The sequence below is a fragment of the Chryseobacterium sp. JV274 genome (genome assembly GCF_903969135.1).
In the GTDB taxonomy this organism is placed as follows: Bacteria; Bacteroidota; Bacteroidia; order Flavobacteriales; family Weeksellaceae; genus Chryseobacterium.
Window position 1 is genome coordinate 4,334,033 of sequence record NZ_LR824569.1, and the last position, 12,257, is coordinate 4,346,289.

The 12,257-nt window shown below is 31.0% G+C and carries 11 protein-coding genes; all 11 read left to right on the forward strand.

Features of this window, described 5'->3' with window-relative positions; genetic code table 11:
* Window positions 1–19 precede the first annotated feature (19 nt).
* The 11 genes from CHRYMOREF3P_RS20000 (at window position 20) to CHRYMOREF3P_RS20050 (ending at window position 12,200) form a co-directional block, all read left to right on the forward strand.
* Window positions 20–2,239 carry a hypothetical protein gene (locus CHRYMOREF3P_RS20000; protein WP_180565336.1) on the forward strand — a complete coding sequence of 740 codons (2,220 nt, stop codon included), beginning with the start codon at window positions 20–22 and terminating at the stop codon, window positions 2,237–2,239.
* Window positions 2,236–2,910 carry a hypothetical protein gene (locus CHRYMOREF3P_RS20005; protein WP_077415589.1) on the forward strand — a complete coding sequence of 225 codons (675 nt, stop codon included), beginning with the start codon at window positions 2,236–2,238 and terminating at the stop codon, window positions 2,908–2,910. The genes CHRYMOREF3P_RS20000 and CHRYMOREF3P_RS20005 overlap by 4 nt, the downstream gene beginning before the upstream one ends.
* Entirely contained in the window at window positions 2,907–3,518 is a 612-nt protein-coding gene (locus CHRYMOREF3P_RS20010; protein WP_139348496.1) for a hypothetical protein, read from the forward strand. The genes CHRYMOREF3P_RS20005 and CHRYMOREF3P_RS20010 overlap by 4 nt, the downstream gene beginning before the upstream one ends.
* A gap of 212 nt (window positions 3,519–3,730) precedes the next feature.
* The gene (locus CHRYMOREF3P_RS20015) at window positions 3,731–4,858 is read left to right on the forward strand and encodes an SH3 domain-containing protein (protein WP_077415585.1); all 1,128 of its coding nucleotides are present in this window, start codon (window positions 3,731–3,733) and stop codon (window positions 4,856–4,858) included.
* 16 nt (window positions 4,859–4,874) lie between these two features.
* Window positions 4,875–5,726, forward strand: coding sequence for a hypothetical protein (locus CHRYMOREF3P_RS20020; RefSeq protein WP_077415583.1), 852 nt, complete (start codon window positions 4,875–4,877; stop codon window positions 5,724–5,726).
* A 644-nt stretch (window positions 5,727–6,370) separates the two neighbouring features.
* Window positions 6,371–7,030 (forward strand): hypothetical protein, encoded by a 660-nt coding sequence (locus CHRYMOREF3P_RS20025; RefSeq protein WP_180565337.1) that lies wholly within the window; start codon window positions 6,371–6,373, stop codon window positions 7,028–7,030.
* Between the two features lie 569 nt (window positions 7,031–7,599).
* Window positions 7,600–8,634 (forward strand): A/G-specific adenine glycosylase, encoded by a 1,035-nt coding sequence (gene mutY / locus CHRYMOREF3P_RS20030; protein WP_180565338.1) that lies wholly within the window; start codon window positions 7,600–7,602, stop codon window positions 8,632–8,634.
* Between the two features lie 44 nt (window positions 8,635–8,678).
* Window positions 8,679–9,236, forward strand: a complete 558-nt coding sequence (gene gldD, locus CHRYMOREF3P_RS20035; RefSeq protein ID WP_047381079.1) for a gliding motility lipoprotein GldD — start codon at window positions 8,679–8,681, stop codon at window positions 9,234–9,236.
* A 27-nt stretch (window positions 9,237–9,263) separates the two neighbouring features.
* The gene (locus CHRYMOREF3P_RS20040) at window positions 9,264–10,187 is read left to right on the forward strand and encodes a PfkB family carbohydrate kinase (protein ID WP_077415577.1); all 924 of its coding nucleotides are present in this window, start codon (window positions 9,264–9,266) and stop codon (window positions 10,185–10,187) included.
* Window positions 10,188–10,273: 86 nt separating this feature from the next.
* On the forward strand, window positions 10,274–11,641 hold the full coding sequence (locus CHRYMOREF3P_RS20045) for a peptidylprolyl isomerase (protein ID WP_077415575.1): 1,368 nt from the start codon (window positions 10,274–10,276) through the stop codon (window positions 11,639–11,641).
* Window positions 11,642–11,702: 61 nt separating this feature from the next.
* The gene (locus CHRYMOREF3P_RS20050) at window positions 11,703–12,200 is read left to right on the forward strand and encodes a hypothetical protein (protein WP_180565339.1); all 498 of its coding nucleotides are present in this window, start codon (window positions 11,703–11,705) and stop codon (window positions 12,198–12,200) included.
* Window positions 12,201–12,257 lie beyond the last annotated feature (57 nt).

The following is a 12,257-nucleotide window of genomic DNA, read 5'->3' on the forward strand; positions in this document are numbered from 1 at the left end:
GGAAGTACCAATCCCCCTGATGTCTGATGAAAAAATTCTTCGTCAGGTAGCCAATCAGTTTATGATGAAAGGTGACAAGAATGAAGGAGCTAATCATGAATACTATGTTACGGCAACTTACTCCGGGAAAATTCAGGGAGCCAGCCAGGTGAATGTAGATGTAGCCAATCCGGATTATAAAGGACAGCCTCAAAATCAGCCCAAGCCACAACCTAAGCCTCAAAATCAAAATCAACCTCAGCAACACACGCCAAAATTCACGCCTGGACAAGGAGGTGGTCCCAAACAGCCCGATCCTAAAGGGAATATCATAGAAGCTGTTTTCATTGATGATACTGGAAAAGAGCTTTCCAAAGTAGCTGTAGGAGATAAAGTGAGGGTAAGAATTCACTCCAAAAATATGGTTGGAAAACACATCCAGTATGTGGTCTGGGAATATGACACTACTTCCAACGATGAAGTCTACAGAAGCGGAAATATTAAAATTCCTGCCGATGTATGTGATACTTCAGGATTTATCATTAGCAAAGATATTTTTGAAAAAGGAATCGGCTCTCCTATCGGCGATCCAGATGCAGATAAACAAAATTATTTTATAGAAATTATCTCCAAAGATCTTTCCGCAGAATCTCAGAAATTTGGGGTAAATTCGGAGGGCTTGATGGAAGTGGAGAAGGTGAAGAGTGCGGCGGGGGTGCAGAAACAAAACAAAAACCAGACTGGAGAAAAATGTTTTTGTAATAGAGATTTTGAAGAAAAAGATGTAAAGCAACTTGTTAAGTTACTAAAAGGAACTGAAACAATTTGGGAAGGACAAGCATTAAAAGGAGGTAAAAGAACTCCTTGCAATATCAGTGACAAGTCTTTTGCCACCCTTACAAAAGGATTAAACTCTGCATTCAAAAAGTATAATATTAATACCTGTATTCAAAAGATCCATTTCCTCGCCCAAGCTTGTGAAGAGACTGGTACCTTTGCCCTATCAGAAGAAACTAAAAGTGATTACTTATCAAGTCAAAGTATTTATAAAGGTCGCGGATTACTACAACTAACTGGTGTTAGAACAGATGAGAAAGATTTAACAACTTTATTTAATAAACCTGGGCCTTATAAGGATTATGCTGATTATAAAAATGATCAAAATATTGTAAAAAATCCGAGTATTCTTGCTAACAATGCAGATTATTGTATTGATAGTGGGGCTTGGATTTGGAGCGTTAATAAAAAAATGACCAGTAATCCTAAATCTGATGCAATAACCAAATGGGGTAAAGAAACTTTAGGAAAATCTCTGAATGAGTTAGCATTATATGGTGATAAATATTTAGAATTAATTTCTGTTTTATTAAATGGACGTAATTCAGAAACAGAAATGCCAAATGGATGGCAAATAAGAAAAAATAATTACGATCTATTAAAGACAGGTTTTTTCATATATAACAAATTTCATGGAAATACTTCTCCTTCTGCACCTGTTAATGCTAAAGATATTGTCACATATCATATATTTGCTAATGGAGATATCGAAAAACATATTCCTAAAAATATAAAATTAGAAAACCAATACCTATACCAATATATTTATCATGACAAGAATAATAAGGAGCATGTTATATGTAAAGCAGAATGGCATATAACGCAGGAAAAATTAAATGGACAAAAACCAGGAATAAAACCAACACACAGCAAAATACTTTCAGATATTCCAGTATCGGATGGACAAACTAAAAGAAGAGTAAAATATCAAAATGGTGATATTGCCGAATATGGGACAAATGAAGGAAAATCATTTTGGGTTCTTTATAAAGTAACTGGAAGAAAAATAGAACTAGTTAAAATGCCTGATTCTTTAAATTATAATAATTCAGGAATTTCAATTAAATACTCTTTTACCAATACTAAAAGGAGATACACAGAGCCTGGGCACCTTGCTGTATTTATAGGTGTCTTAGCAGAATGTGGATATTCTGATGTTCAAACAACAGGAAGCTGTTTTAGTGAAGCATCTTGTTTTCCAAGTGTTGAACATGTAAATGGGAAAAGCATTGACACATTATATTTAGATGACATTAGGGAACAGAAATTAATTAATGCTTTTCATAAATTTGGTATCACTAAGCAATTAAGAGGTAGCAAAAAGAAAGCTTTCACTCATACTACTGACGGTAAAAAATTACATAACAGTCACTTACATTCAGGAATTATCGCTCCTGGTAAAATAAAAATTATAAAAGAATGAAAAATAATATAATTTTCTTATTATCTCTAATTATTATAAGCTGCAAAAAAAGCAACACTATTCAGGATAATAATTCTCAACTAACATTAGGTAAAACTGATACAACTTTTCAATTTAAACCGATAGGTTTAGAGTCTATAAAAGTTTATTCCTTTCCAAAAGAATGGAAAGTTAATACATATATGGAAGAAAATGTATCACTTAACAAAGATGATATCACTCCTCAGACTAAACTTGAAAAAATTGATTATTTTAATACAATCAAGGGAACAAAAAATGAATACACGAATCCAAATTATTTCAATTTCATTAAGCAAGACAGCATATTAAAGATCTCAAAAATAGATTCTTTATTTATTACTGATTCTACAAATTTACATGATGGTAGAAAATTATTAGCATTTAAAACTGTAGCAACTTTAGATAGTGATGAATACGAATTCCCTGTAAAGATTTTTAAAGTAGATGTTGCTATTTTTAAAGGTAAGAATGTCCTTAAGAGTGAAAATATCTTTTCTGAAATTGATTATCCATACGCAACAAAACAAAATATATGTTATTTAGATAAAAATGGAAATTTAGAGTGTAAAAAATTTAGTATTGAAGAAGACAAAGTTTATTTTGAAGGATCCCATAAAAAAAATTTAAAAAAAATATTTAATATCAAATGACAACCATAAAAAAAGTATATAGTTACTTCGCTTTGTTATTGACAATATTGATAAGTATTTGTTGTAAACAAGCAGTGGATACTTCATCAAAAAACATCGCACACAATGAAAATTATTTTATTGGAGATTCTATTCTTGCAAGTGCAAACTATTTCAATTCTCTAAAGAACGGAAAAGGGTATTTAGTATTAAAAAAACAAAATGAAGAATATTTGAAAAAATACTCTTTAACTGAAAACAATGAGCTTTATTTGCCGCTAGAGAATAATATTTCAATTAAACTTATAAAAGAAAAGCTAGAAGGTAAAAATACAATAAAAGTAAACCTCTTTACTTTTATCAACAATAAAAAAACTGACTCAATACAATTTTACAGAAATATTCCTCAGTCGGAATTAGGTATGTATAATTGTTTATCATATTTTAACTCTAAAACAGGGAAAATATGGCAAATCAAATATTTTCACTCAGACAATAATAAAGGTCTTAATATAATTTCCTATACAGAGAGAAATATATCTTCTGATGGTTCTATTAAATCGGATTCGATACAATATTTAGATGAATCTTTGGATCTGAAATTAGATGAGCTTAATTTATATTATTAAATATTTTTAATAGTATAAAACATAAAAAGAAACTTTGATAAAACAAATATAAAATCATAGTTTTTTGTACACTGCACAGTACGATCAAATGTGAAATAAACTCTCAAGCTATTTTAATTATAATTTACCTTATTTAGAATATATGATTTGGCACAGAGACGATTTTGATAAGATTGGGACCCTATAATAGGGGTGTAAAATAACCACAAATAATGAAAAACATTTCTTTAGCTCTTATATATTCACTGCTACTATCTTGCACCGGACAACTTCACTTGCAGAATATCAAAGAAATAATTTCATTAAAAGACGCACCTTATAATATTACAGATGAAGGAGACGGCACAAAATCAAACTGTGGTGACCTGTCTCCTGAATTTATCAATAAAGCGAAAAAAGTATTAGAGCAAAGAAAATTTCAATTTCCTGACGAAAATACATTTAGTCAAAAAATTTTGGATATATTTTCTTTCAATTTAAAAGATTATAAAAATTCCATAATTGCTTTACGTCCAGCAATGTTTCCAGAGGTAGTTATTAAAGAAAATAAATTTATTTTCATTCAGGATGCCGATGCTGAAGAACCAGAGTTTATAAATCCTGACTTATTATATCATTTTAATTCTTACGTATTTTATAATACTCCCGTATCTTATGTTTGGCTGCAAACAAACAATTCAAATCTTTTATACGATTTAGTTGTTTACTATGGATACAATAAGGATAAAAAGCTTGTAGAATCAGTATTTAAAAAATTCGATTTTAATAGCCTTTCCGATATGGAACAGTTAATTTTTATAGATTCTGGTGGCTATAAAAAATTGAAAAAACAAATATTTGACGACATAGAAACCATTATTTACAAAGGTAAAGTTGAAGACTTTTCTTATGCTAAAGAGGGTAATAGTTATTTAAGAATAGGTGATATTATAAGTAAAATATCATCATCTCCAAAAGAATATTTTGAACCTGAAAAAACAATATCTTATTTATTTGAGAGAGAATTAAGAGTTGGAATACAAGGTGATATTGAAAGCTATTTAAATAAAAATCCAAAATATAAATCAAATCTGGAAAAAAACAATTTTTATGATTTAGCTACTTTAAAAAGTTATGTAAAATATATCTACCAAAAAGAAAACAATACCAATTTTATCATTCAAGATTCTGACGGCTATACTAATTTAAGAAAGGATAAAAATTCGTCTTCTCAAATTCTCCAAAAGATAAATACAGGTGAAAAAATTGAAGTTTTAGATCAAAATGGTGATTGGTGGTTAGTAGTTTCTAAAGAAGGTAAAAAGGGATATGTTCACAAAAGCAGAATAAAAGCAGAATAAATAACTTAACCAAATAATGAAAAACTTTACTACTTTACTACTTCTTATATTCTTATTCTACAATTGCAAAGGCCAGGATAAGGATGAAAAAAAGAAAATAGATACAAAAGTTTACATTGCCAACTGTAAAGGTGAATATTCTACAAAAGAAAAATTAACTAAAAAAGATAAAGGATGGTCTCTCAATAATAGTGATATTGAAAAAATCATGAATTTATCAGTTCCTCTTACCGAAGAAGAATGGCATTTTTCATATCCAATTACACCATGTAATATTAATATAAAAGGTTATTCATATAAAGGAAAAAAATATGACTTACAGATTAATGGAGGTTCATACATTTCTTTTTTTGATGGAAAAAAAACACAAATCTTAGGATGTGAACTACCGGAATGTAAAAAGTATTTTCTCAAATCTAAAGAAAATATGGAAGAAGAAGATCTATCCTCTTCTTCTAATTCAGAATCTACACAAACTAAAAATTATAGAGTTAACTTTAATAAAAGTGATAAAAATGATATCGTTTTTATAGAAAAAAATATAAATGACTATACTTTAAAAGCACAAACTGATAATAAAGTATTTTTTACCAAAAATATTAGCTGTGATTTTATAGAAATAGATACTAATACAAAAAACAAACAAGCTTTCAATTTAATTTTAGGTTACACTGATCAATATCAAAACACATCTCGGAAAATTGTTATACCAGTATTTTTCAAAAATAATGATTTACTTATTGAAAAATTATTTATTGCAACTTTGGGAACGAGTGCGAAAACAGGTAAGGAAGAATGGATGCAAAAAGAGATTTCTGAAAAAACATCCCTTAAACAACTTGATTTGGATAAAATCCTATTAGAATAAATGAAAAAAATAATTCTATTATCCTTACTTTTCTTTATTAACTGCAAAGAGGATAATGCAAAAGCTATTGATAGTATAGAATAACAATATGAAACATTATACTTTGATGATGATAATGTTGGGGACAAAGCGGAAGTTAGGGCGAAACAAAATGCAGAACTCTCAAGTTTTATTTTATCCATCTATTTATCTTCTTTGAACAAAACGGTTGAAATCCCCATTATAAATAATAGTATTCTATATAACAATGCTGAATCAGATTATTATTTAAGTGATCCTATTATTAAAAATAAAATCATTATCATTCGAGTAGATTATGCCGATCAAATTACAAAACCAAATATTTCCGGAGAAAGAATCTGATTGAAAAAATAAAATTTAGGTTTGATCCTAAAAACAAAAAAATACAAGTTATTGGGTATGATCTAAGTTATACAAAAGCTCAAAAGAATTATTCAAAATCATTTAATTTTATTACAGGTAAGTTTTATTCTTCATCATACTTTGATGGTAAAAAAGAAGAGACATCTGGTTGGGCTTCAGAACTTCAAAACATATATATAGAAAATTGGAATAGTGATTTTATCGGTAAACTTTTACTATATGGAAATGAAATTGAATAAAATTTTATAAAAAAAAGGACAATGATGAAACCCTTTTTAATTTTATTACTTCTTATTTTTTTCTTTTACGACTGTAAAGGTCAAAAAGAGAAAAATGATAACATAAATTTTCTAGATACAAAATACCAAACAACTGGTTTTTTTATTCCAGATATCTCCAATCCTTATCCAACATACACTTATTCGGATAAAAAAATGGGTGTTTTCAGTGTTGACTTTATTGGAAAAAAAGACATAGAACAATATTTCTGGAACCCCAACAATTCAAAAGGTTTTTTTTCAAAGTCCATCAATAAAGAAAATGATTCTCAAGATTCAAAATTGATAAAAAACTATATTAAAGAAAACGATTATTATATAGTTGCTTCTTATCTACCAAATAAATTCATCTCTTATACAGGAGGGAAAGATGGAGAATTTGAACCAAAGCAAAATGCAAAAACAACTTTCTATTTATATGAAAACAATAAATGGAAAAAAATAGGAGAAATAGAGCCTTCAAAGATTCCAGAAGATATTTTAGCATTTGAAACAAACCTTATTCAGAAAGAGCTTTTTAAAAATCTTAAAAGCAACTCATCAACTTATGATGGTACTCATTCTACTTCAGTAAAAACAGAGCCTACAACAACAGGTATGGCTTCTATTTCATATAAATTTGATATAAAAAAAATAATGTAATCTTATCATTAAATACATATAAAGAGTCAAATCTTTGTGAAGGCAAATAGGTATCGAAAAAGGCAATCAATTAGAAATATATTATAATGGTGATCAATTAAATTGTGTAGGTATTGATCCGAAATTTATAATTAAAAAAGATAAAACTCAATTTTATATAAAAGGAGTTGGAGGAGAATCTACTAATAATGAATGGATATTGATGCAATAAGTCAATTTTTACCCTATTTATAAACCAAATGATGAAAAAAAAATTGATTTTAGTTATTCGCACTTCTCCCATACTCTTGTAAACAGTCTAAAGAAGAAAAACAAACGAATGATGAAATTCATTCGGAAAATATTGCCAGTAATTTATTTAAAGGTAAATGGCATCTCATTAATAAAGAAAACAATAAATATTATTATTGCTTTCATATTTCAAAAAATTCTGGAGCATCTGTTTAAACTCTTTCTAAAAATTTTAAACAGGTCTAAAAAATAAAATAAACCTATCTTTGCAGCATTGAAAATAATGTTAAAGAGAAAGAGAAAATCATCTCTTCAATGATTTAAAACAAGATTGGTTTTTGGAAAAAAATAAAACAGCCTCAGAATTTCTATACGTTGGCAACAAAATCCTGGAATGGTATAGAAATAATGCAAGAGATTTACCTTTCAGACAGACAAAGGATCCGTATAAAATCTGGATCTGTGAAATCGTATTTCAGCAGACAAGGATCAATCAGGGATTGAATCATTATAATAATTTCATTAAAAGATTTCCCGATGTAAAAACGTTGGCGCAAGCTGAGGAAAATGAAGTTTTATTATATTGGAAAGGATTGGGCTATTATTCAAGGGCCATCAATATTCATAAAGCTGCCCAACAGATCATGGATGATTACCAGGGTGTCTTTCCTCATCAATATGAAGAAATTCTAAAATTAAAAGGAGTAGGGAAATATACCGCTGCAGCTGTGTCAAGTATCTGTTTCTGTGGAAAAATGCCTGCTGTTGACGGGAATTTCTACCGTGTTCTGAGCCGCCTTTTTGCTGATGATTTTGATATTTCGAATTCCAGAGCTTTTACCTATTTCTCTGAGCTGGCTGCTTTGGTGATGCCGGAAAATGTTGGGGACTTTAATCAGGCGATGATGGATATAGGTTCAGAGATCTGTAAACCCAAAAATCCACTTTGTGGAGAATGTCCCATCAATGAAGACTGTCTGGCATTTTCTATGCAAAAGACTTCAGATTATCCTGTAAAAACAAAAAAAATAAAAGCCGAAGATCTTGCTTTGACTTATTATTTTGTCCACAGAAACAGCCAATTTTTGATCCGTCAGAGAACAGACGATTTCATATGGAAAAAGTTATTTGAGTTTCCTGCAGCTATTTCATCGGATATGGAATCATTTATTACAGGTTCAAAAACGGTTGCTCATAAACTTACTCATAAGAATTTAAGTATTGAAATATTGAATGTTGAGGTCACTTCACAAAAGATATGGAATGATTTTATAGCTGAAAATCAATACCTGATTACAGATGTTGAAGGCTCTCACGGAAAATCATTTCCCAAGCCTTTGGAAAATTACATTCAAAACTCTCTGAAAGACTGAAATTTGTCTTCCGAAATCTGAAATCTAATTTGTACTTTTGCAAAATGATTAAAAAAGTCATTTTTATTTTTGTATCACTGCTTTTAATTTCATGTGGAAAAGACCCTTCACCCAAACCTTATGGAGAACTGCGTCTTGAATATCCAACACCGAAATACCAAAAGTTTGAAAACGATTGTGCCTATACCTTTGAGTACTCGGACTTTGCTACTATTGCTCCTGCTAAAAAACCTTGCTGGTTCTATGTGAACTATCCTAAAATGAAGGCAAAGCTTTTCGTTACCTATTACCCGATACAAAATGACTTTGCAGACCATATCAAAGAAGCTGAAAAAATGGTATATGAGCATACCATCAAAGCCAGTTCTATAGATACGAAATCCTTTGAATACCCTGAAAAAAAAGTATACGGGAACTTCTATGAGCTGAAAGGGCAGAGTGCTTCCAACCTTCAGTTTTACATTACAGACAGTACGAAACACTTCGTTACTGCTTACTTATACTTTAATACGAGACCGAAACCGGATTCTCTTGCACCTGCAGTGAACTATATCAAAAACGATATGAAACACATGCTGGACTCTTTTGAATGGAAAAAATAATTACTTTTAATATACATTGAAAAATATATGAAACTTTTAGTTGTAGGAAGTGTTGCATTTGATGCAATTGAAACACCATTTGGTAAAACGGATAAAATTTTAGGAGGTGCAGCCACTTATATCGGAATCACTTCATCAATTTTAGGCGTTAAATCCGGAATTGTTTCTGTAGTAGGAGGAGACTTTCCACAAGAACATCTTGATATGTTCACAGACAGAGATATAAATATCGAAGGAATTGAAATCGTAAAAGAAGGAAAAACATTCTTCTGGTCTGGAAAATACCACAATGATCTGAACACAAGAGATACTTTGGCTACAGAAGTAAATGTGCTGGAGAATTTTGATCCGAAAATCCCGGATTCAATGCAGGATGCCGAAATTTTGTTACTTGGAAACCTACACCCTGGAGTTCAGTTATCAGTACTTGAAAAAATGAACAACCGTCCGAAATTGGTTATCCTTGATACCATGAACTTCTGGATGGATTCTGCATGGGATATCTTAATGGATATGATTGCGAAAACAGACGTAATTACTATTAATGATGAAGAAGCAAGACAGCTTTCTGGAGAATATTCTTTAGTAAAAGCAGCTAAAAAGATTCATACAATGGGACCTGAGTATGTGATCATCAAAAAAGGAGAGCACGGAGCTTTACTTTTCCATGACAATAAAGTATTTGCTATCCCGGCACTTCCGTTAGAAGATGTTTTCGATCCAACAGGAGCTGGAGATACTTTCGCAGGAGGTTTTGCAGCTTATCTTGCTAAAAAAGAGAAAATAGATTTCGAAACAATGAAATCGGCTCTTATCGTAGGATCTGCTATGGCTTCATTCACTGTAGAGAAGTTCGGAACAGAAAGAATAGAGGAAGTAAGCGAGGCAGATATGTTCAGCAGATTGAGACAATTCAAAGAATTAACGACTTTTGATGTTGAACTGCAGTAAATAAGTCTTTTTAAGAAATATTTATAATAAAAAATTGAGTGAAATTCGTTAAGAATTCTAAATTTGCAACTTGTTAAAATAGTAAAATGACAAATAAACTAAAAATCACTTTTCTTCTTGGGATTTTCATCATGATATTCTCTTCAAATATGATGAATGCCCAGCTAAAACAAGGAGATTTGGTGGATGGTATTGCAGCTGTTATCGGAGATGAGATTGTTTTGGAATCTGATGTTCTTGAGCAAATGAATTATGGGAAACAGCAGGGAGCTGCCAACACAGACAAATGTGAGTTCCTGGAAAACCTTATCAGCAACAAGCTTCTTGTATATGAAGCAAAAAAAGATACCTTAATTGAAAACCGTTCTGCAGCAATCAAAGAACAGGCTAATGCAAAATACCGTCAGTTGCTTTCTCAATTTCCGGATGAAAAAACTTTGCTTACCGCTTATAAGTTCAGAAATGCTTATGAAATGAAAAATGCTATCGAAAAGATAGATACTGACCAGTATTACGGACAGGCAAAATACCAGAGAGTTACTGAGAAGGCTGACGTAACTCCAAATGAGGTAACTGACTTTTATAATATGTATAAAACACAGCTGCCACAGATAAAAGATGAAGTTACTTTAGCTCAGATTATGATCTATCCTACATTAACGGAAGCACACAAACAAGACCTTATCAACAGATTGAAAAAAATCAAGCAGGATATTCTTGGAGGAGAAACTTTTGAGAGCCAGGCCAGAATTTATTCTGAAGATGAAGGATCAGCTGCTAACGGAGGATTATATAAAAATATCAATAAAGGGCAGATGGTGAAGCCATTCGAGGCTGCTGCACTGAACCTTCAGGAAAATGATATCTCAGATCCTATTGAATCAGAATTCGGATTCCACATTATCCAGTTGCTGAAAAGATCAGGTAAAGTGTATGATGCAAGACATATCTTGCTAAAAGGAGTACCTACTGATGATGAACTTAAAACTGCAAAAGCAAAACTAGACAGTATCAGAGGTCTTATCGTGAGTGGTAAAATGACATTTAAAGATGCTGCTTTTAAATTCTCAGATGATAAAAGAACAAAATTCAACGCAGGGATAATTCCTGGAGCAGATGGTTCTGATAAAATTGAGAGAGAAAGTATTCCGGGAACAATCAGCTACGAATTAGCAGGATTGAACAAAGGAGATATCACTACAGCTTTTGAAGATGAAGAAAACAAGAGAAAGGAAATCAAAATCATCAAAGTGGAAGATGTGATTCCTTCTCACCAGATTACACTGGAAACAGATTTCAGCAGAATCAAGCAGATGGCGCTGAATAAAAAGAAAAGTGAAATGGTTGAAAAGTTTGTCAACTCTAAGTTACCGACAACTTTTATCTCTATTGACGGACGTTACGACAGTTGTAGCTTTAAGTCAAACTGGAAGAAACAATCCATGACAAAATAAAATCAAAACCTTCAGAACTTCTGAAGGTTTTTTTTATTAATATATTTATAAAAATAAGAGTATGGATTATACTTTTTATCTTAGAAAATTTCAATTGGCAACATCCGGAATTCCTGAAGAAATACTCTGTAATAATGGGTTGAAATTGTCTGTTGATATAGTTTTGGAATCTGTTGCACTTAAAGTCTACAATCCGGAATGGAATGGGGACCCTCAGTCACCTTTGGATGCCGAGGGGCGGATTTTCTTTTCTGTTTGGTTAAATGATGAAACGATTCGTGAAAAAAAGATCTATTATAACATCCATGCCCTAAAACTAAGAACATTGAAAGCCTACAAAATATCCAGCAGAGATTTTGCTCAGAATTTCAGGAAAGAGTTTTTAGAATACCAGAAAGAATGGCCTAATGTGAGTGTAAATTATGGCCCTCTGACATTAATGCAAGGTTGGGTAGAGCTACAAGAAGATAGTATAGAGAAAGATATATGTGAGCTTGCTCAGCTTTTTTTGAAAATAACTCCAGTTATTGACCGCATTTTGGAACTTTATAAAAGATGATAATATGAGTTTTCTGTATATTTTTAGCGAACAGAAGACCCTTGGAATCGTTGTTTT